20 protein-coding genes are annotated in these 20,422 nt (G+C 53.4%); 18 read left to right on the top strand and 2 right to left on the bottom strand.

The genetic code is table 11. From position 1 onward, the window contains the following. The 5 genes from aspS (at position 1) to AC0LWM_RS01020 (ending at position 6,328) form a co-directional block, all read left to right on the top strand. Entirely contained in the window at positions 1-1,782 is a 1,782-nt protein-coding gene (gene aspS / locus AC0LWM_RS01040) for an aspartate--tRNA ligase (protein WP_474673043.1), read from the top strand. Between the two features lie 37 nt (positions 1,783-1,819). After that, a complete protein-coding gene (locus AC0LWM_RS01035) occupies positions 1,820-2,602 on the top strand; it encodes a tRNA threonylcarbamoyladenosine dehydratase (protein WP_474673042.1) in 783 nt (260 codons plus the stop codon). Between the two features lie 758 nt (positions 2,603-3,360). Next, complete coding sequence (locus tag AC0LWM_RS01030; RefSeq protein WP_474673041.1) at positions 3,361-4,281, top strand: glycoside hydrolase family 43 protein; 921 nt, start codon at positions 3,361-3,363, stop codon at positions 4,279-4,281. Positions 4,282-4,485: 204 nt separating this feature from the next. After that, positions 4,486-5,802 (top strand): replication-associated recombination protein A, encoded by a 1,317-nt coding sequence (locus AC0LWM_RS01025; RefSeq protein ID WP_474673040.1) that lies wholly within the window; start codon positions 4,486-4,488, stop codon positions 5,800-5,802. Between the two features lie 52 nt (positions 5,803-5,854). Then, complete coding sequence (locus tag AC0LWM_RS01020) at positions 5,855-6,328, top strand: DUF4362 domain-containing protein (RefSeq protein ID WP_474673039.1); 474 nt, start codon at positions 5,855-5,857, stop codon at positions 6,326-6,328. 121 nt (positions 6,329-6,449) lie between these two features. Here AC0LWM_RS01020 and AC0LWM_RS01015 read toward each other — a convergent pair whose 3' ends face one another. Together AC0LWM_RS01015 and mnmA are read right to left on the bottom strand one after the other, a co-directional pair. Next, a complete protein-coding gene (locus AC0LWM_RS01015) occupies positions 6,450-7,142 on the bottom strand; it encodes an AlkZ-related protein (RefSeq protein WP_474673038.1) in 693 nt (230 codons plus the stop codon). A 26-nt stretch (positions 7,143-7,168) separates the two neighbouring features. After that, positions 7,169-8,323: a tRNA 2-thiouridine(34) synthase MnmA gene (gene mnmA / locus AC0LWM_RS01010; RefSeq protein WP_474673037.1), complete on the bottom strand. Its 1,155-nt coding sequence runs from the start codon at positions 8,321-8,323 to the stop codon at positions 7,169-7,171. Positions 8,324-8,652: 329 nt separating this feature from the next. Here mnmA and cymR point away from each other — a divergent pair, with 329 nt between their 5' ends. From cymR to AC0LWM_RS00945, 13 genes are all read left to right on the top strand, one after another. Beyond that, the gene (cymR, locus tag AC0LWM_RS01005; RefSeq protein WP_474673036.1) at positions 8,653-9,072 is read left to right on the top strand and encodes a cysteine metabolism transcriptional regulator CymR; all 420 of its coding nucleotides are present in this window, start codon (positions 8,653-8,655) and stop codon (positions 9,070-9,072) included. A gap of 17 nt (positions 9,073-9,089) precedes the next feature. After that, positions 9,090-10,253, top strand: coding sequence for a cysteine desulfurase family protein (locus AC0LWM_RS01000; RefSeq protein ID WP_474673035.1), 1,164 nt, complete (start codon positions 9,090-9,092; stop codon positions 10,251-10,253). Positions 10,254-10,282: 29 nt separating this feature from the next. Then, positions 10,283-10,861, top strand: coding sequence for a PRC-barrel domain-containing protein (locus tag AC0LWM_RS00995; protein ID WP_474673034.1), 579 nt, complete (start codon positions 10,283-10,285; stop codon positions 10,859-10,861). A gap of 10 nt (positions 10,862-10,871) precedes the next feature. Continuing rightward, positions 10,872-11,069, top strand: a complete 198-nt coding sequence (locus AC0LWM_RS00990) for a hypothetical protein (protein ID WP_474673033.1) — start codon at positions 10,872-10,874, stop codon at positions 11,067-11,069. 177 nt (positions 11,070-11,246) lie between these two features. Continuing rightward, positions 11,247-12,314: an AI-2E family transporter gene (locus tag AC0LWM_RS00985; RefSeq protein ID WP_474673032.1), complete on the top strand. Its 1,068-nt coding sequence runs from the start codon at positions 11,247-11,249 to the stop codon at positions 12,312-12,314. A 411-nt stretch (positions 12,315-12,725) separates the two neighbouring features. Next, positions 12,726-15,344 (top strand): alanine--tRNA ligase, encoded by a 2,619-nt coding sequence (alaS, locus tag AC0LWM_RS00980; RefSeq protein WP_474673031.1) that lies wholly within the window; start codon positions 12,726-12,728, stop codon positions 15,342-15,344. A gap of 163 nt (positions 15,345-15,507) precedes the next feature. Continuing rightward, the gene (locus tag AC0LWM_RS00975; RefSeq protein WP_474673030.1) at positions 15,508-15,768 is read left to right on the top strand and encodes an IreB family regulatory phosphoprotein; all 261 of its coding nucleotides are present in this window, start codon (positions 15,508-15,510) and stop codon (positions 15,766-15,768) included. Positions 15,769-15,773: 5 nt separating this feature from the next. Continuing rightward, on the top strand, positions 15,774-16,190 hold the full coding sequence (gene ruvX / locus AC0LWM_RS00970) for a Holliday junction resolvase RuvX (RefSeq protein ID WP_474673029.1): 417 nt from the start codon (positions 15,774-15,776) through the stop codon (positions 16,188-16,190). An 8-nt stretch (positions 16,191-16,198) separates the two neighbouring features. Continuing rightward, entirely contained in the window at positions 16,199-16,501 is a 303-nt protein-coding gene (locus AC0LWM_RS00965) for a DUF1292 domain-containing protein (RefSeq protein ID WP_474673028.1), read from the top strand. Next, positions 16,501-16,812, top strand: coding sequence for a DUF1292 domain-containing protein (locus AC0LWM_RS00960; protein WP_474673027.1), 312 nt, complete (start codon positions 16,501-16,503; stop codon positions 16,810-16,812). The genes AC0LWM_RS00965 and AC0LWM_RS00960 overlap by 1 nt, the downstream gene beginning before the upstream one ends. 112 nt (positions 16,813-16,924) lie before the next feature. Then, positions 16,925-18,055 carry an endolytic transglycosylase MltG gene (gene mltG, locus AC0LWM_RS00955; RefSeq protein ID WP_474673026.1) on the top strand — a complete coding sequence of 377 codons (1,131 nt, stop codon included), beginning with the start codon at positions 16,925-16,927 and terminating at the stop codon, positions 18,053-18,055. 15 nt (positions 18,056-18,070) lie between these two features. Further along, positions 18,071-19,003, top strand: coding sequence for a peptidase U32 family protein (locus AC0LWM_RS00950; RefSeq protein ID WP_474673025.1), 933 nt, complete (start codon positions 18,071-18,073; stop codon positions 19,001-19,003). A gap of 16 nt (positions 19,004-19,019) precedes the next feature. After that, positions 19,020-20,369, top strand: a complete 1,350-nt coding sequence (locus AC0LWM_RS00945) for a peptidase U32 family protein (protein ID WP_474673024.1) — start codon at positions 19,020-19,022, stop codon at positions 20,367-20,369. Positions 20,370-20,422: the final 53 nt, after the last annotated feature.

Below are 20,422 nucleotides of genomic sequence, written 5' to 3'. Positions count from 1 at the left end.
ATGTTGTTAAAAACACACCATTGTGGCAGTTTAACCAAAGCAAACGTAGGAGAAACCGTCGTCTTGAACGGCTGGGTACAGCGCCGTCGCGACCTTGGGGGCGTGCTGTTTATCGATCTGCGCGACCGAAGCGGCATCGTGCAAATCGTATTCAACCCGGACTTCTCGGGCGACGCTCTGGCAACGGGCGATAAAGCGCGCAACGAATTCGTGCTTGCCGTGAAAGGCAAAGTTGTCGACCGCGATCCGGCGACGTTTAACCCGAACCTGGCGACGGGCGAAATCGAAGTCCGCGTGACGGAAATCGAAATTATGAATGCGGCCAAAAATCCGCCGTTCTTCATCGAAGACGGCATCGAAATCGACGAGTCGCTTCGCCTGAAATACCGCTATCTAGACCTGCGCCGTCCAGAAATGCAAAAAACGCTTATGCTTCGCTCTAAAGCAGCTAAAGTATTCCGCGATTTCCTTGACGGCCAAGGCTTCGTCGAAGTGGAAACGCCGATTCTCATCAAGAGCTCGCCGGAAGGCGCGCGTGACTATCTTGTGCCGAGCCGCGTTCATCCCGGAGAATTTTTCGCGCTGCCGCAATCGCCGCAAATTTACAAGCAATTGCTGATGGTCAGCGGTCTGGAACGTTATTATCAAATCGCTCGCTGCTTCCGTGACGAAGACCTGCGCGCCGACCGTCAGCCGGAATTTACGCAAGTGGACATCGAGACGTCCTTCTTGTCCCAAGACCAACTGCTCGACCTGATGGAGGAGCTCGCCGTTAAGCTGTTCAAGGAAACGGTCAACGTTGATATTCCGCGTCCGTTCCAGCGCATCAGCTATCATGACGCGATCCATCTGTACGGCTCGGATAAGCCGGACCTTCGTTTCGGTCTTGAGCTGTCCGACATTACCGACATCGTTGCGACAAGCGACGTGAAGGTGTTCGCGGCGGTCGCATCGAGCGGCGGCGTCGTGAAGGCGTTGAACGCCAAAGGCTGCGCGAACTGGAGCCGCAAGGAGCTTGATGACCTGCAGCCGTTCGCGGCGCGTTACGGCGGAAAAGGATTGGCATGGGTAACGGTGAAAGAAGGCGAATGGCGCGGTCCGATCGTGAAATTCTTCAAGCCGGAAGAAATCGCGGCATTGACGGAGCGCCTGCAAGTAGAAGAAGGCGACTTGCTCTTATTCTCCGCAGACAAGCTGAAAGTCGTCGCCGACGTCATGGGCAACTTACGCCTCAAGGTCGGACGCGAGCTCGGGCTGATCGACGAAAGCAAATTCAAGTTCGCCTGGGTTGTCGACTTCCCGCTGCTTGGTTATGACGAAGAAGAGAAACGTTACGTGGCGGAACACCATCCGTTCACTCGTCCGAAGGAAGAGGATCTCGGCTTCTTCGAAACCGATCCGCTCAAAATTCGCGCGCAAGCGTATGACCTTGTCCTGAACGGCTATGAAGTCGGCGGAGGTTCGATGCGGATTTACAAGCGGGACGTGCAGGAGCGGATGTTCAAGGCGCTTGGCTTCACGATGGAGGAAGCGAACGACAAGTTCGGCTACCTGCTCGAAGCGTTCGAATACGGTACGCCTCCGCACGGCGGCATTGCCTTCGGCTTCGACCGGCTGATCATGCTCCTTGCCGGACGTACGAACCTGCGCGAGACGATTGCGTTCCCGAAAACGGCCAGCGCGACGGAACTCATGAGCAACGCGCCGTCTCCGGTCGAAGACAGACAGCTGGACCAATTGTCCATTAAGGTCGCGCTGAAGCAACCGGCCGGTAAAGCATAAGGAACTGAACGAGTCGGAAAGGGGATTATCGATCGACATGCTGCACCAGTTTTCACGAACGGAGCTCGCAATCGGCACGGAAGGCCTGGAGGCGCTGAAGCGGAGCACGGTGGCCGTACTCGGCATCGGCGGCGTCGGCTCGATCGCTGCGGAGGCGCTCGCCCGCTCGGGCGTCGGCCGCATCGTCATGATCGACAAGGACGTTGTCGATGTTACGAACATCAACCGGCAAATCCATGCGCTGACGACGACCGTCGGCCAGCCGAAGGCCGAGCTAATGCGCGACCGGATCAAGCTGATCAATCCGGATTGCGATGCCATCGCCTTGCGCATGTTTTACACCGAGGAGACGTACGAGCAGCTGTTCCAATATCCGCTCGATTACGTCGTCGACGCCTCGGATACGATTACGTACAAGATTCACCTGATCAAGGAATGCCTGCAGCGCGGCATTCCGATCATCTCCAGCATGGGCGCGGCGAACAAGATGGACCCGACGAAGTTCCAGGTCGCCGACATTTCGAAAACGTCGATGGACCCGATCGCTCGCGTCGTTCGCCAACGTTTGCGCAAGGAAGGCATCAAGAAGGGCGTTAAGGTCGTCTTCTCGACGGAAGAGCCGATCAAGCCGAGAGAAGATATTACGCAGCAGATCGTGCCGGAGAACGCGCCGGAAATCCGCAAGGCGCAGCAGCCGCCTTCCAGCAACTCGTTCGTTCCGCCGGTCGTTGGTCTCATCATGGTTAGCGTAGTCGTTCGCGATACGCTCGCCAAGCTGGAGCGCGAGACGGAGCAGGGATCACAAGGGAACGAAGCATAACCGCCGATAGGCGAAAAGCGAAAGCCGGGACCATTTTTAACAGTGGTCCCGGCTTTTTTTTTTGTTTAGGGGAGTGGAATCTGAAAACCGAGATTGATTATAGTCAGCGAAAGCCCAAAGTAATCCGTGTTTGTAGCCAGTTAACGTTAATGACGCAATTCCCGCAACCCCGCTATCCCGCAACCCCGCAACCCCGCAACCCCGCAACCCCGCAACCCCGCTATCCCGCTATCCCGCAACCCCGCACCCCGCACCCCGCACCCCGCACCCCGCATCCCAACACTTCCCATTGCATGTCGTTTGTTGTTGTCCACGATCCTTGCGAAAATATCGTCTACTTCAGCTCCAGACCCCCGAACTCCCACACCCCTCGCTGAAATCCCAAATAAATGCGATAATACATCTATTTTTGTGAATATAGCGGAAAGTTAGGGAATTGATGCTAAAGTGCATGTATTTCGGGCCCTTACTTATGAATTAACGATCATGGCTCGAAATAAGTGCACATTTACAGTTAATGTTTTTAAGAGTAAATCAAGTATGGAAATAACTGCACTTTAGCATCTATTTGCGTGGCGACTAGGAGACAATGGCAATAATTATTTCGGTCAGTGCGACATTGGCCGAGATAAGAAGGCTATCACATATCCCAGAAAGATAGCTTCGAAGCATTTGAGTATTGAATCGCCAAATACAATGCTGTAGGCTTGTCGTAGAATGATAATTCTTACCACCATTTGCCGAAGGAGACAAGTAGCATGAGCAATCCGATCGTTCCGGGCTGGTACGCCGATCCGGAAGCCAGAATATTTGAAAACCGATATTGGATTTATCCAACATACTCCGCACCGTATACGGAGCAGAAGTTTTTCGATGCGTTCCATTCCGAGGACTTGGTGCATTGGACGAAGGTTGAGCGGATTTTGGAGATGAAAGACATCGCTTGGGCTTGGCGGGCGATGTGGGCGCCATCGCCGATCGAGCGCAACGGGCGATTTTATTACTATTTTGCCGCAAACGACATCCAAAGCAACGAAGAGCCCGGAGGCATCGGGGTCGCCGTTTCGGACAAGCCGGAAGGGCCTTTCCGGGACGCCTTGGGCAAACCGTTGATCGACCGGTTTCATCACGGGGCGCAGCCAATCGACCCGCATGTGTTTATCGACGATGACGGCCAAGCGTATTTGTATTACGGCGGCTGGGGTCACTGCAATGTCGTTCGCTTGAACGACGACATGATTTCGCTCGTTCCGTTCGAGGACGGCGAAACGTACAAGGAAATTACGCCGGAGCGGTTCGTGGAAGGACCGTGCATGATCAAACGGGGCGGCCGTTATTATTTCATGTGGTCGGAGGGGGGCTGGACGGGACCGGGGTACTGCGTTGCCTATGCCGTATCGGACTCGCCGTTAGGCCCGTTCGAACGTGTCGGCATTATTCTGGAACAGGATGCTTCCGTCGCAACCGGAGCAGGTCACCACGGCATGTTGCAGCTGCCCGGAACGGACGAATGGTATATCGTCTACCACCGGCGGCCGTTGACCGAAACGGATGCGAACCATCGCGAGCTGTGCATCGACCGTCTCGAGTTCGAGCCGGACGGCACGATTCGCAAAGTGAAGATCACCTTTGAAGGCATAGAGGCAAGGCCGATCTCCCGGTATCTCGGCGAGGAGTAGAACGCTTCCAGGAAGATGATAGGAGTTGGATCGGAAAACCGCCGGTGTTCGCTTTTCGTGAGAGGTGTGCCGCAACCCGACGATACCAAGGGAGTTTCGCGGAAATGAGAAAAAACGTTCGCAGCATGGTATAATGGAACAATGACCATCGAACTGATTAATCATACATATTGACCATATACCGATAAAAGGCTGTGAAACAACGTGGACTTATTTTCCTTTGCGATGAACAATGAACCTAGCGCGAAGCTGCTAGCCGACCGGATGCGGCCGACGACGCTGGAAGATTATATCGGGCAAGAGCATATCGTCGGGCCGGGCAAACTGTTGCGCCGCGCGATCGAGGCGGATCAGGTGACGTCGATTTTGCTGTACGGACCTCCGGGCACCGGCAAAACAACGCTTGCGAACATCATCTCGAACCGGACGCAAGGCGAGTTCGTGAAGCTTAACGCGGTGGACGCCTCCGTAAAGGACGTTCGAGAAGTGATCGAACAGGCGCGGCAAAATAAATCGATGTACGGACGGAAAACGATCCTGTTCCTGGACGAGGTCCATCGTTTCAATACGGCGCGTCAAGACGCGTTGCTGCCCGCTGTCGAGCAAGGCATCATCATCTTCATCGGCGCGACGACGGAGAACCCGTTCCACCATGTGAACGGCGCCTTGCTGTCGCGCTCGACGCTGTTCGAGCTGCACGCGCTAACGCACGAGCATTCGCTCATCGCGATGCGCCGGGCGCTGACGGATGCCGAGCGCGGGCTCGGCTTCATGAAGCTGCAGGCGGACGAAGAAGCGCTGCTGCATATTGCCGCGATGGCGAACGGAGACATCCGCCGGGCGCTGAACGCGCTGGAGCTCGCCGCGATGACGACGCCGCCGGAGCCGGACGGCACGATCCGCGTTACGCTTGCGGTGGCGGAGGAGTCGATCCGCCGTCCGACGATCCGGGCCGACGAGTCGACCCAATACGACGTCCTGTCGGCGTTTCACAAAAGCGTCCGCGGTTCCAGCGACGCGGCGCTGTTCTGGTTCATGTACGCGGTCGAGAAGCTGGGCATGGACCCGATGGTGTTCATCCGGCGGCTGATCGTCGCTTGCAGCGAGGATATCGGACTCGCCAACCCGCAAGCGATGGTGCAGGCGGTGACGGCGATGGACGCCTATCACAAGATCGGCTGGCCGGAGTCGCAATACATCGTCGCGCAAGCGATATTGTTCGCGGTGGAAAGTCCCAAGTCGAATGCGATTCCGCTTGCGCTCGGACGCATCGCGGCGACGTTCGACCGGCTCAAATCGGCCGATGTGCCGCTGCATCTGCGCGATACGCATTATAAGGGTGCGGAGAAGCTAGGACACAAAGGCTACCAGTACCCGCACGATTATCCCGGCCATTACGTCAAGCAAGCCTATTTGCCCTCCGCAATCGAGGGCATTCACTTCTACGAGGCAAGTGAGCAGGGGATGGAAGAAAAAATTAAGCTGAACCAGCAGCGCAGGCGAGGGCAGGATCGAAACTAGCGTAACTTTTATTTGAATTCAACCGTCAAAAGCTATGATGAGGGGGGATTCAATGAATAAAAGCGTGATTGTGCTGATGCTGGCATCGGTCGTGTTATCTGCCTGCAGTCATTCGAATGGTCAAGCCGGCCACGTCAAGGAATCGGCATTTCCGGAGGTTACAAAGCCTTACCGTTCAGAGCAAGCCATTCAAAATGGCGATGTAGTAAACCTCCATGGAAAGTATTCGAATATGGAAAAGTGGCATCGATTTATGAAAAATGTCGAACAAAACAAGGAAGATAAAGTTCGCATTACCCAATACACCATAGAAGGAGACCCAATCTTCTATGAGCTTGTGTATGATGGAAAAGTCATTCACTATACGTACGATAATTCCATGGATGCATACGGTTCGGATTCAGGAAGGCCAAGTACAAGCTGCACTGGCATGGGTTCCAAGAAAGCTGAACAAGGTCAGGACTATTATGTGCTGACTGGATGCGATAGCGACATCGGCGCAACGTTTTGGTTTGCTAAAGAATAAGATCTCCGATACAGAAAAAAGAAGCTTCCGTGCCACTCTATCCGTGGTTCAGGAAGCTTCTACATTCATAAACATCTGCTGCGATTAGGCGATTGAAAGGATATTGGGACTCGCGCCACGATTAAGCGCTTCGTGACGGTTTTGGCTTAAGCCCGAGCAGCTTGTACAATCCGGCTGCGGCAACCTCGTTAAACGCCTCATCGATATACCGGATGAACTGTTCCCGCGCTTCGGCTCGATCCAGCATGCTGCCTTCGATGCCATGCAGCGCCATCCACCTGTCGGCATCCATATAGCAGGTGCTGTTCCAGCCGTTCTTCGAGCCTTGGGCGTTCAGCCGTTCCGTAATGCCGGAGATGACGACGTCGAACGTGCTCTGCAGCTCGATTAAGGCGCGGTCGAACGCCGCTTTCATATCTTTGTCCTTCATGCCCGAGAACAGGCGGAGCATCTTGACGTCAATCGCATCGTTGTCGCGAATGATGTCGTACAGATTGCCAGCGGACGCGGATCGATAGGCAGCCGCATCGCCTGGCTCGGAGCCGAATGCCGCTTTCATAAGCGGGAACAACTCACGCGAGACGAGCACCGGCTTCTTGCCGAAAAACCGTCCGTAAGCAGCCACTCCGTCTCCCGCGAGACGGTCGCGCCATAACCACGGGTCTGTTTCGGTATCACCCGTGTGCCACTGGTGCTTGGTCGTTAACGACTCCATCGAAGGATACTCGGGAATCAAACCGGACAACGGCAGGATGCCGACTTGACCGATAAAAGCTTGCGCATCTTCATAAGTGGCTAACAACTCGTTTGACACGATATCACCTCATCATCTCGCCCGAATCAGACTTTCTCCCCGGCTCCAGCTCCGGCCAGAGCTTCCTTCGCGGTAAGCAGCCGGTGCACGCGGTCGATCGTACCGCCGCCAAGGCATCGTTCGCCGTCATAGAACACGACGGCCTGTCCCGGCGTAATCGCCTTCTGATGCGCGTCGAACGCGACCTCGTACGACCCGTCTGCCAACGGCGTCACGGTGACGGCTTGATCGGGCTGGCGGTACCGGAACTTCGCCGTGCAGCGAACCGGCGCCGCAGGCTTCTCCCCGTCGACCCAGTTGACGTCGGCGGCGATGAGCCCCGTGGAAAACAGCGACGGATGAGCGTCGCCCTGCACGACGTACAAAATGTTGCGCTCCAGGTCCTTGTCGGCGACGAACCATGGCTCGCCGCTGCCCGAACCGCCGATGCCGAGCCCTTGCCGCTGGCCGAACGTGTAATACATGAGCCCGTCATGTCGTCCTTTCAGCTCGCCAGTGCGAATATCGCGCATTTCGCCGGATTTCGCCGGCAAATAGTTGCTCAGAAACTCCTTGAAGTTGCGCTCGCCGATGAAGCATACTCCGGTGCTGTCTTTTTTCTTCGCGGTGGCGAGGCCGGCTTCTTCCGCAATGCGGCGTACTTCCGGCTTCGGCAGATGGCCGATCGGGAACATCGTCTTGGACAACTGGAATTGGTTCAGGCGATTCAGGAAATACGTCTGATCCTTGTTGCTGTCAACGCCGCGCAACAGTTCGAATTTCCCGTTAGCCGGATTTTGCACAACCCTTGCGTAGTGACCGGTAGCGATATAATCCGCCCCGAGATCAAGCGCCTTGCGCAGAAAGTCGCCGAACTTGATCTCGCGATTGCACATGACGTCCGGATTCGGCGTACGTCCTTGGCGGTATTCGTCCAGGAAGTATGCGAACACCTTGTCCATATACTGCTTTTCAAAATTGACCGTATAAAAAGGGATACCGATTTGCGCGCAGACGCGGCGTACGTCTTCGGCGTCCTCCTCGGCCGTGCAGTGGCCGAATTCGTCGGTATCGTCCCAGTTTTTCATGAAGATGCCGATGACCTCATAGCCTTGCTGCTTCAGCAAGTGTGCGGTCACCGAAGAGTCGACGCCGCCGGACATGCCGACAACGACGCGTGTGGAACTATTATGATTCGCCATGGGCGTAACCCTCATTTCTATATTCGATTTGCCTTCCCATCATAACATATTAGCCGTACATACACTATTTTTTCGCCTTTGTCATGAATATGTCAACGAAATATTGACCATACATGCTAATATTGTGATAACATATATGTATTATAGGGTTACCATGCTTTCAAACAGGTCCATGTAAAGATGCTTTCATTCCTAAACAAAGATAAACGGCTTGCGCAATATTCATCGGCGCATTCGTTTACTGATGAAATATAAGATCATTATAGTGCAAACTTATAAATTCTTATATTTTAACAATAGATCGAAATGAATCATAATGAGGTGTTGTTTTGAAAATATCGACGAAAGGCCGTTACGGCTTAACGATTATGATGGAGCTTGGCGCAAAATTCGGTGAGGGGCCAATCTCGCTGAAGAGCATTGCAGAGAAAAACCAGCTGTCCGAGCATTACCTGGAGCAATTGATCGCTCCGCTGCGCAATGCCGGACTCGTCAAGAGCATTCGAGGCGCCTATGGCGGCTATATTCTATCCCGAGCTCCGGAAGAGATTACGTCCGGGGACATTATCCGTATCCTGGAGGGGCCGATCAGCCCGGTTGATTTTGAGGAAGAAGACGATCCGGCGAAGCGTGATCTATGGCTGCGCATCCGCAACGGCATCGCCGAAGTACTCGATTCGACGACGCTTGCCAACCTGATATCGTTTAAGGACGAAGGACGGCAAGATAATTACATGTTCTACATTTAGAAGCAGGTGAAACTTCATTGAACGCGATTTATTACGACCATGCCGCTTCCACTCCGATGCATCCCGACGTTGTGGAAGCGATGCTTCCTTATATGCGCGCAAGCTTCGGCAATGCTTCGAGCATGCATGTGTTCGGACGAGCTGCCAAGGTAGCCATTAACGACGCACGCGACTCGATCGCTTCTTTGCTGAAATGCGCCCCTGGCGAGCTGTTGTTTACGGCCGGAGGTACGGAGAGCGACAATACCGCTTTGTTCGGCGCCGCATCGGCGCACCGAGGCGTGAAGAATCATATCGTCACGACAACGGTGGAGCATCATGCCGTTCTCCATGCTTGCGCCGAGCTAGAAAAGCAAGGTTACGAGGTTACCTATGTCCCGGTGGACAGCACCGGTCAAGTTTCCGCAGCCGACATCGAAGCGGCGATTCGCCCCGACACGTTCCTCATCAGCGTCATGTACGGCAATAACGAGGTAGGCACCATGCAGCCGATTAAACAAATCGGCGCCATAGCTCGCGAAAGAGGCGTGCTGATGCACGTCGACGCGGTTCAGGCGCTCGGCCAAGTCCCTCTGGATTTGCATGTGATGCCCGTTGATCTATTAAGCTTATCCGCACACAAAATTAACGGCCCTCAAGGCGTCGGCGCTTTATACGTCCGGCGCGGCGTCAAGATCGATCCGCTGCTATTCGGCGGCTCCCAGGAGCGGAAACGGCGCGCCGGCACCGAGAATGTCGCGGGGATCGCCGGTTTTGCCCAAGCGGTACGACTCGCCCATCTGAATTTGTCAGAAAAGAAACAAAATTCGGAGCTCATTCGTCAAACTTTAATAGAACAGCTTTATGCTCGCCTTGGCGATGGCCAAGTGATCGTTAACGGCCATCCGACGGAGCGTTTTTCGCATATATTGAATGTCAGTTTCTTAGGAATCGACACCGAAACGATGCTTATGAGTTTGGATATGTCGGGAATTGCGTCGGCCAGCGGTTCGGCGTGCACATCCGGTTCGCTTGAGCCTTCTCACGTGCTGCAAGCGATGGGACTGCCCGAAGAACGGATCCGTTCAGCCGTGCGTTTTAGCTTCGGTTTGGGGAATACTGTGGATGAAGCGTTAACCGCCGCGCAAAAAATTGCAACCATCGTCGAGCGATTACGTAGTACTAATGGGGGATCATCTTAGTCAACGGAGGTGCATGAGTTACGGAACACGTGAATGACGGAGCGAACGATTCCGACATGACGAATACTTCAGCCGTTCCCGATTTACGCAAAGCACAGAACATCATCGGACTTCCCGTATTGGATGTCGCTACGGGGAAGCAGCTCGGCAAAGTGAAAGATTTTTTGATCGACGAGACTTGGCGCGTTTACGCCATTCTGATGGAGACTAAAGGCTGGTTATCCTCGGCGGTTAAGGCCGTTAAGTCAAGCGATGTTATCGCGTTCGGCGAGGATGCCGTTACCATATCGAACGAAGAAGCTGTCCGGCAGGCGGACGATCTTCCTTTTGTCCATACGATTTTGTCTGGCGGGAAGAAGCTTAAAGATTTACCCATTGTCACCTTTAACGGAAATGAGCTCGGTGTCGTCACCGACGTTTATTTTTCGGAAGATCAGGGAATGACAATAAAAGGATACGAATTGACGGATGGTTTCGTTTCGGATATTATCGAAGGCCGGAAATGGCTTCCCGTCCCCGAGCAAATAACAGTCGGCGACGATGCGATTATGGTGCCCGTTCATTGCGATCACGATCTGAAGCAAATCATTACTTTTAACGATGAATAGGGTGAGTAGTATGTTGAGATGTCCAAACTGCAATTCCAAAGATATCGGCAAAATCGGCTCCCATCAATTTTATTGCTGGGGCTGCTTCATCGAGCTGACGGTAAACGGCGAAAAAATGTCGGTTTATCAAGTCGAAGAGGACGGCACGTTAAGTTCGCTTGACGATTTGTTCTTCGAGGAAGAAATGCCGCAAGTTCACGTCAACTGAGAATTGCGCGATAGCGATCGAATATACGAGCATCGGAAAACCGTACCATCGGTTTGTCCGGTGCTTTTTTTCGTATTCGCTGCATCCGCAGGCGGCTTGGCCTTCGAGGAAGAATGAATTCACCGTACACGTACATATACTGTAAAGAGCAAGTCCAAGGGGGTGTACGGCGGGACGATGGAACAGTTTACGAAAAACCGATGGTTTATGATCTTAATATACATACTGCTTGGCCTCGCCATTGTATATATGCTGCTGCAAATCAAGCCTCTGCTGCTGAACATTTACGCTTTCCTGAGAGCGGTGCTTGCTCCGTTCTTCGTGGCGATGATCATTTCGTATGTGCTGAACCCGGTCGTGAATATGCTGAATGTCCGCAAGGTGCCCCGCACGATTGCCGTTCTGCTCATCTATGCCGTCTTCATCGCTTCGCTCACGGTACTGACGATGAATATGGTCCCGATGTTCATGCAGCAGCTGAAACAGCTGGACGAGCATCTGCCGCAGCTGACGATGCGGGCGCAGAGCCTGGTCGATAATTTGAACAATTCTTTTATGCCGGGCAGCTTTCAGGCGGCGGTCAACAAAGCGCTGCTGAAGATGGAAAATATAATAACAACAAGTATCCTCGACTTCGTCAACAGTATCGGGACAACGCTGAATCTGCTGTTCGTGGCGTTTATTATCCCGTTTCTCGCCTTCTACATAATGAAGGACTTTCGATTGATCGAAAAAGCCGCGCTCGCCTTGCTGCCGAAGTCGCACCGGAAAAATACGATCAAGCTGCTGCTGGATATCGACACGGCGCTGGGCAATTATATTCGCGGCCAATTTCTCGTGTGCGCCATCGTCGGACTGCTCGCTTACATCGGTTATTGGCTGATCGGCATGCCGTATCCGCTGCTGCTTGCCAGCATGGTCGCAGTATTTAACATTATCCCGTATCTCGGACCCTTCTTCGGCGCTGCGCCCGCCATTCTTATGGCTGCTTCCATCTCGTGGAAAATGGTGCTGCTCGTCGTCATCGTCAATACGATCTGCCAAATTCTCGAGAGCAACGTCATCTCGCCGCAAGTTGTCGGGCGTACGCTGCATATGCATCCGCTCGTCATTATTTTTGCTTTGCTTGTCGGAGGCGAGCTGGCCGGCATTGTCGGACTGATCCTTGCCGTTCCTTTTTTTGCCGTGATGAAAGTGCTGCTTCAGCATATTTTTGCGTATTACGTACGCCGCAAAACAATTTAGATTTGACAGCGGCTTACAACGTTCGTTATAATTTTTGAAAGCGTAAAAATCATGCAAAACGAAGACGAAATCAAAGTAAGCCATAGGCCCATTAGCCAGAGAGAAAGTTTTCGGGGAGAAGTTATGAGAACCCCGAGCTGTGAAAACTTTCCTAATGAAGGATGGCCCAAGCTCATTTCGGAGTGTGAACAAACTTCACCGGGTGGCCCCGTTATCGGCCGGTTGAGGAGATTGCGCTCATGGAAGCTTGCCTAAGCTGACATGGCAACGTTTGCGGTATGTTCGTACCGGAACGCCGCGCAATTACCAGGGTGGTACCGCGAAGTCTTTCGTCCCTGAATTTCAGGGGCGTTTTTTGTGTTTTTGGGTGATATAATACATTATTGGGTATTCGTGGAGGAATGGTGAACAATGAAAGCAAGTGAAATTCGTTCGAAATGGCTTGATTTTTTTGCGAGCAAAGGCCACAAAATTGAACCAAGCGCATCGCTTGTGCCGCACAACGACCCGTCCCTGTTATGGATCAATGCCGGGATGGCGCCGCTCAAAGCTTATTTTGACGGACGGGTGAAGCCGGAAAATCCGCGAATCGCCAATTCGCAAAAATGCATTCGGACGAACGACATCGAAAATGTCGGCAAAACGCGCCGCCACCACACGTTCTTCGAGATGCTCGGCAATTTCTCGATCGGCGATTATTTCAAGGAAGAAGCGATTACGTGGGCATGGGAATTTTTGACGAGCCCGCAGTGGATCGGGTTCGACCCGGATCGCCTCTCGGTAACGGTATATCCGGAGGACGAGGAAGCGTTTAAGTTCTGGAACGAGAAAATCGGCCTCCCGGCTGAACGGATTTACAAGCTGGAAGATAACTTCTGGGATATCGGCGAAGGGCCTTGCGGACCTTGTACCGAAATTTTCTACGACCGCGGCGACAAATACGGCGATCTAAGCGATCCGGAATGCTGGCCTGGCGGGGAGAACGAACGGTTCCTCGAAGTTTGGAACCTCGTATTCTCGCAATTCAACCATAACAAAGACGGCAGCTACACGCCGCTGCCGAACAAAAATATCGATACCGGAGCGGGGCTTGAACGGTTCGCTTCGATTTTGCAGGACGTCGATTCGAACTTCGATACCGACTTGTTCATGCCGATTATCGATGCAACCTGCTCGATCGCCGGCGTAACGTACAAATTGAATGCGGACCATGACGTAGCGCTGAAGGTGATCGCCGACCACATTCGTACGGTAGCGTTCTCCGTCGGCGACGGCGTCCTTCCGTCGAACGAAGGCCGCGGTTACGTCATTCGCCGCCTGCTGCGCCGCGCCGTTCGTTACGGCAAAACGCTGGGTGTCGACCGTCCGTTCCTGTACCAGCTCGTCGGCGTCGTCGGCGAAATCATGGGCGTTTATTATGGCGAAGTCGTTGAGAAACGCGAATTTATCGAGAAGGTCATCCGCACCGAAGAAGAGCGTTTCCATGAAACGTTGTCCGACGGGCTTGCGATTCTTGCCGATCTGTGCGAGAAGGCAAGCAAGGAAGGCAAGAACGAGATCGGCGGCGCCGACGCGTTCAAGCTGTACGATACGTACGGGTTCCCGTTCGACTTGACCGAAGATTATGCGTCCGAGAAGGGCATGACGGTCGACCGGGCAGGCTTCGACCGCTCGATGGAAGAGCAGCGCGAGCGCGCGAGAGCGGCGCGCCAGGATGCCGAAAGCATGAACGTGCAAGGCGGTCCGCTGGCGGAATTAACGGATAAAAGCGAGTTTGTTGGATATAATGAATTGGTAACGAATGCTAAAGTCATCGCTATCGTTCATGAAGAACAGTTCGTCGATATCGCGGGCGCCGGGCAAACGGTCCGCATCGTACTCGACCGGACGCCGTTCTACGCGGAAAGCGGCGGTCAAGTAAGCGACCATGGCGTGTTGCAAAGCGGTTCGTTCAAGGCGAGAGTCGAGGACGTCAGCAAAGCGCCGCACGGCCAGCACATCCATGTCGCCGTTATCGAGAGCGGCACGCTGAAGAAAGGCGATACGGTGGAAGCGAGCGTCTCCCGCAATTTGCGCGACGATATCGTTAAAAACCATACCGCTACTCATCTGCTGCACAAAGCGCTGAAAGAAGTGCTAGGCGATCATGTCAACCAAGCGGGATCGCTGGTCGAGCCTGAACGTCTACGTTTCGACTTCTCGCATTTTGGCAGCATCAGCCAAGAGGAGCTCGCCGATATCGAACGCCGCGTGAATGAGCAAATTTGGCTGAATACGCCTGTCGTTATCGAGAACAAGGCTATTGCCGAGGCCAAGGCAATGGGCGCGATGGCATTGTTCGGCGAAAAATACGGCGAGATCGTACGCGTCGTTCAAGTAGGCGACTACAGCATCGAGCTTTGCGGCGGATGCCACGTCGACAATACGGCGCAGATCGGATTGTTCAAGCTGATCGGCGAAAGCGGCATCGGCTCCGGTGTCCGCCGGATCGAGGCGGTAACCGGCCGCAACGCGTATGCCTTCATGGATCAGCAAATCGACGTGCTGAAGCAATCGGCGGCATTATTGAAGTCGAACACGGCCGACGTGCCGAAGCGGATTGAATCGCTGCAGGCTCAGCTGAAGGAGCTGGCTCGCGAGAACGAATCGCTGCAAGGCAAGCTGAGCAGCATCGAAGCCGGCGGCTTGACCTCGCAGCTGAAGCAAATCGGCAGCGTGCCGTTGCTGGCGGCTCAAGTGAATGCGGGCAGCATGGACGCATTGCGCAGCATCGTCGACGAGATGAAGGTGAAGCTCGGCTCCGCCGTTATCGTGCTCGGCGCGGCGCAAGACGACAAGGTGAACCTGGTTGTTGCGGTAACGCCGGATCTGGTTGCGCAAGGGTATCATGCCGGCATGCTGATCAAGGAAATTGCCGGACGCTGCGGCGGCAGCGGCGGCGGTCGGCCGGACATGGCGCAAGCGGGCGGCAAGGAGCCGTCGAAGCTGGGCGAAGCGCTGCAATATGCGGAAGAGCTTGTAGCCCGTTAATCGATAAATTGATGAAACGCGTTGATCCTTTATCCGGAGACAGAAAGAGCCGTATTAGGAAACCTAATCTTTCTTTTCGATAGATAAAGGATTTTCGCTCCATCTATAGAATATATGTAGAAGCGAAGCGGTCAATCGCGGAACGGAAGCGGAGGTGTAGGCGATGAGCTCGATGGATAAGACGATGAAATTTAATGTAAAAACCGATGAAGTGGAAACGTCACCGAAGGAAGTGCTGCTTACGGTGTACGACGCTTTAAAGGAGAAGGATTATAATCCGATCAACCAGATTGTCGGATATTTGCTCTCGGGCGATCCTGCTTACATTCCACGCCACAATAACGCCAGAAGTTTGATCCGTAAGCGGGAGCGGGACGAACTGATCGAAGAATTGGTGCGCTTTTATTTAAGTCAGAATCGGTGAGCTTGATGAGATTATTAGGTATTGACTACGGCGACCGGCGGATCGGCGTAGCCGTCAGTGACGAATTAGGATGGACCGCGCAAGGTTTGGAAGTGATCAACCGTACGAATGAAGAGCGGGACCTGAACCGGATTGAGGAGCTGGTCCGTTCGCAGCAAATTGGCGAAATCGTCGTAGGGCTGCCGAAAAATATGAATGGCTCCATCGGTCCCCGCGGCGAGATTTGCATCGCATTTGCAAAGCAGCTGGAACAAGCTTTACACATGCCAGTTCACCTTTGGGATGAGCGGCTGACGACCGTTTCCGCGGAGCGGACGCTGCTCGAAGCCGACGTAAGCAGAAAAAAGCGAAAGCAAGTTGTCGATAAAATGGCGGCATCGTTGATTTTGCAAAATTATATGGATTACAAATCGAAAAGGTGAGGGTTGCGATGACAAAACAAGACGAGTTGAACATGGAAGAGCCGGAAATCATCTATATTCCGGACGAGGACGGCAACGAAGAGGAATTTGAAGTCGTTATGAAATTCGAGGTGGACGGCTCCGAACAGAAGTATATGATGGTCGTGCCGGTCGAATCCGACGAGGAGGAAGGCGAAGTTTACGCTTTCCGTTATGAAGAAGACGGCGACGATTTGAAGCTGTACACGATCGAAGACGAGGAAGAATGGAACATGGTCGAAGAAACGTTTAACACGTTGCTCGGCGAAGAGGAAGAGGAAGAGGGCAAGTAATGGACGGATTTTACGAATTGAAGGATGCCGTCGTATCGAATCGTCTCCGTGAGGCGTTCGGCGATGACGTCGTCTTGTTCGACGAACAAGGGGAGTCTACGGCGCATCGGATCCTGGCTGAATTTTCGCTGGGCAAGACCACCTACGCAGTTCTACAATCGGAAGAGCTGCGCAAGGAGCATGAGGTCGTCATTTTTCGGGTTGAGGCACAGGACGGCAACGAGCTGGAGCTTACGACGATCGAAGATGACGACGAGTGGGAAATGGTCGCGGAGATTTACGACGAAATGACTTTCTCGGCTTCCGAATAGCTGCAGGCGCGTGAATGAAGAGAGCGGCGAATGAGCACGCTCTCTTTCCGCTTGAAGAAGGGAAGTCGTCATCCGGAGAGAAGAAGTTGAGTTAAGGAGGATTTCAACCATCGTGGGGAACGATCGCAACGGGCTGGAGAGAGATCGACAGGATGAATACGGCATTTCGTCCGAGAAGCGAAGCCGGTTCAAAATTGCTCTATGGACGCTGCTTGTCATTGTGCTCTTGATCGGCGGCACGGTCGGCGGGGCGTTATGGTATATTAACCGCGGGCTGCAGCCGATGCCTGCACTAGACACGGAAGTTGAACTATCGATAGCGAAAGGCACGAGCTCAGGCCAAATTGCAAGTATGCTCGAAGAAAAGGGACTCATTCGCAACGAAACGATTTTTAAATATTATTTGATGTACAAAAACGAAGGCTCGCGCTTCCAAGCGGGGGTTTACCGCATGAAACCGGGGATGACGCTTGACGAAATGATCGCCAAGCTGAACGCAGGCGACACGGTGAAGGAGGAAATGATTCGCTTTACCGTGCCCGAAGGCTTGACGGTCAGTCAGCTAGCCGACAAGCTAAGCGGCGATAACATCGTTAACCGGGATACGTTCCTCGGTCTCGTCGATAGCGGGGAAGGGCTGAATTCGAGCCGAATCGCCGAAATCCCGGCCGATGCCAAGCTGAAGCATAAGCTGGAAGGATATTTGTTCCCGGAAACGTATGAATTAAAAAAAGGAAGCACTGAGAAAGATATGGTTAACCGGATGCTCGAAGAACTGGAGCGCCGGCTGGCCTCGCTTCCGGACGATTGGGAGCAAAAGCTTCAGGAGCGCGGGATCAGCTTTCATGAGATGATGACGATCGCTTCGTTAATCGAACGCGAGGTTGTCGTCGATGAGGAGCGCCCTTTGGTGGCAAGCGTCATCTACAACCGGTTGGCGAAGAAGCAGAAGCTGCAAATCGACGCGACGGTGCAATATTTGTTCGATAAGCAGAAGGAACGGTTGCTGAACAAGGATTTGAAGATCGAGAGTCCTTACAATACGTATTTGCATGAAGGACTTCCTCCTGGACCGATCGCCAATCCTGGGTTAGCGTCGATTGAGGCGGCAATTTATCCGGCGCAATCGAATTATTATTTCTACGTGACGAAAAAAGACGGTAGCCAATCGCATCTATTCGCGGAAACGTACGCACAGCATAAGAAAAATATAGAGGAAAGCAAAAAAACGGCGAGCAACTAGGGAGGTGCGCAGCAATTGAATCAAAAACCCGAACTTTTGGTAACAGCGGGGTCGTTAGCCGAGTCGAAACGTTTGCTTGCCGCTGGGGCAGATGCCTTATTGGTCGGCGAGCGTAAATTCGGATTGCGACTGCCGGGCGACATGCAAATTGCCGAAATCGCAGAGGCGGTAAAAGCCGCCCATGCGCAAGGTGCAAAAATTTACGTCGCCTTGAACAACATCATGGACAATGTCGTATTGGATGAATTGCCGTCCTATGTAGGGCAACTGAAAGAAGCAAAGGTCGATGCGATTGTGTTCGGCGATCCTTCCGTGCTGATGGCAGTGAAAGCGGAAGCGCCGGAAATCAAGCTGCACTGGAACGCGGAAATGACGTCGACAAACTATGTGACGGCCAACTACTGGGCTTCCAAAGGAGCATCTCGCGTTGTGCTGGCGCGCGAGCTTAATATGGAGCAAGTGATCGAGTTCAAGCAGCATGCGAAGCTTGAAGTTCAAGTCCAGGTTCATGGCGCAACGAATATTTATCATTCGAAGCGTGGTCTGGTGCAAAGCTATAACGCCCACCAAGGCAGGGAGGCGGACGGCAAAGGCTTCGGCAGCGAACGAGGCATGTATTTGATCGAGGCCGAGCGCCAGGACGAGCGTTATCCGATCTATGAGGACGCCAACGGCACGCATATTATGAGCAGCGACGATATTTGCATGCTCGAAAATTTGCATGAGCTGATGGAAGCCGGCATCGATAGTTTGAAAATCGAAGGCTTGCTGAAATCGACGGAATATAACGAGACGGTTGTACGGGCGTATCGCAAAGCAATCGATACGTATGCAGCCGATCCTTCCGTCTATGAGTTCGACGAGCAGTGGCTGGACCCGATTCGGGAGCTTCAACCGGAAGGGCGCGAGCTGTCGTTCGGATTTTTCTATAAAGAACAGGTGTATTAAGAGAGGTGACAGCAAGATGGAAGCGATGACCAAACAAAGGCCTCATTTGAAGGGGAAGCGAAACCGGCTCGACAAGCCGGAGCTGCTGGCGCCGGCCGGCAATCTGGAGAAGCTGAAATTCGCCATCCATTATGGCGCGGATGCGGTATATATCGGCGGACAAAAGTACGGCTTGCGGTCCAACGCCGACAATTTCAGCTTTGAAGAAATGCGCGAAGGCGTTGAATTTGCCAGCCAGTACGGAGCCAAAGTATTCGTGGCAACAAACATCTACGCCCACAACGAAGATATCGAAGGCATCGAGAGCTACTTGCGCAGCCTGGAAGAGGCCGGCATCTCGGCGATCATCGCGGCGGACCCGGCGATTATCGAAACGGCCAAACGTGCTGCGCCGAAGCTTGAGGTGCATCTTAGCACGCAGCAGTCAACGATGAACTGGCAGGCGGTCAAGTTCTGGAAGGAAGAAGGCATTCCGCGCGTCGTGCTGGCCCGTGAGACGAGCCTAGAAGATATTTACGAAATCAAAAAGCATGTCGATGTCGAGATCGAAGCGTTTATTCATGGCGCGATGTGCTCGTCGTATTCGGGGCGTTGCGTGTTATCCAACCATTTCACCGACCGTGACTCGAACCGTGGCGGCTGCTCGCAGTCGTGCCGCTGGAAATACGATTTGTTCGAGGACGGCCCGGTTGATGTCGATGCGATCGTGACAGAGGAAGAAGCCGAACGAGACCCTGTCGTCGGCCAATTCAAAGTCGGGATGAAGCAGCTGCCTTTGTTTCAGCCGGAGGACGACGCGTTTACGATGGGGTCCAAAGATTTGTGCATGATCGAACATATTCCCGATCTGATCGAGGTTGGCGTGGACAGCTTCAAGATCGAAGGCCGGATGAAGAGCATCCATTACGTTGCGACTGTCGTGAACGTATACCGTCAGGCCATCGATGCCTATTTTGCCGATCCGGAAGGGTACGAGCTGAAGCAGGAATGGATCGATGAGATTAACAAAGCGGCGAACCGGCCGCTGAATACCGGATTTTTCTACGATACGCCGGACCATGAGGATCATATTTATGTACCGGAGGACAAGGCGGCGGAATACGACTTCGCGGGCCTTGTCATGGACTATGACGATACGACAGGTATCGCGACGATCCAGCAGCGCAACCACTTCAAGCCGGGTCAGGAAGTTGAATTTTTCGGACCGAAGGGAACGTTCTTCAAGATGAAGGTGGAGACGATCTGGGATGAGGAGGGGCAGGTGCTGGACGCCGCTCGTCATCCGCTGCAGCGCGTCCGCATTAAAGTAGACCATCCGGTTAAGCCTTTTGACATGATGCGCAAAAAAATGGGTAAAAAGAAATAAGGATAGAGCTTCGCATTTAGGTGCGGAGCTCTATTTATTTTTTTTTCGAACAC

Source organism: Paenibacillus sp. sgz302148, from assembly GCF_056120465.1.
The sequence above is the reverse complement of the archived record's forward strand: the minus strand, read 5'-3'. Positions and strand labels throughout refer to the sequence as shown.

Excerpts from the sequence above, each read along its gene's own strand:
- AC0LWM_RS01035 (WP_474673042.1), top strand. The coding sequence starts at position 1,820 with ATGCTGCACCAGTTTTCACGAACGGAGCTCGCAATCGGCACGGAAGGC.
- aspS (WP_474673043.1), top strand. The coding sequence starts at position 1 with ATGTTGTTAAAAACACACCATTGTGGCAGTTTAACCAAAGCAAACGTA.
- ruvX (WP_474673029.1), top strand. The coding sequence starts at position 15,774 with ATGAGATTATTAGGTATTGACTACGGCGACCGGCGGATCGGCGTAGCC.
- AC0LWM_RS01030 (WP_474673041.1), top strand. The coding sequence starts at position 3,361 with ATGAGCAATCCGATCGTTCCGGGCTGGTACGCCGATCCGGAAGCCAGA.
- AC0LWM_RS00975 (WP_474673030.1), top strand. The coding sequence starts at position 15,508 with ATGAGCTCGATGGATAAGACGATGAAATTTAATGTAAAAACCGATGAA.
- AC0LWM_RS00945 (WP_474673024.1), top strand. The coding sequence starts at position 19,020 with ATGGAAGCGATGACCAAACAAAGGCCTCATTTGAAGGGGAAGCGAAAC.
- AC0LWM_RS00965 (WP_474673028.1), top strand. The coding sequence starts at position 16,199 with ATGACAAAACAAGACGAGTTGAACATGGAAGAGCCGGAAATCATCTAT.
- alaS (WP_474673031.1), top strand. The coding sequence starts at position 12,726 with ATGAAAGCAAGTGAAATTCGTTCGAAATGGCTTGATTTTTTTGCGAGC.
- AC0LWM_RS01020 (WP_474673039.1), top strand. The coding sequence starts at position 5,855 with ATGAATAAAAGCGTGATTGTGCTGATGCTGGCATCGGTCGTGTTATCT.
- AC0LWM_RS00985 (WP_474673032.1), top strand. The coding sequence starts at position 11,247 with ATGGAACAGTTTACGAAAAACCGATGGTTTATGATCTTAATATACATA.
- AC0LWM_RS00990 (WP_474673033.1), top strand. The coding sequence starts at position 10,872 with ATGTTGAGATGTCCAAACTGCAATTCCAAAGATATCGGCAAAATCGGC.
- mnmA (WP_474673037.1), bottom strand. The coding sequence starts at position 8,323 with ATGGCGAATCATAATAGTTCCACACGCGTCGTTGTCGGCATGTCCGGC.
- AC0LWM_RS00960 (WP_474673027.1), top strand. The coding sequence starts at position 16,501 with ATGGACGGATTTTACGAATTGAAGGATGCCGTCGTATCGAATCGTCTC.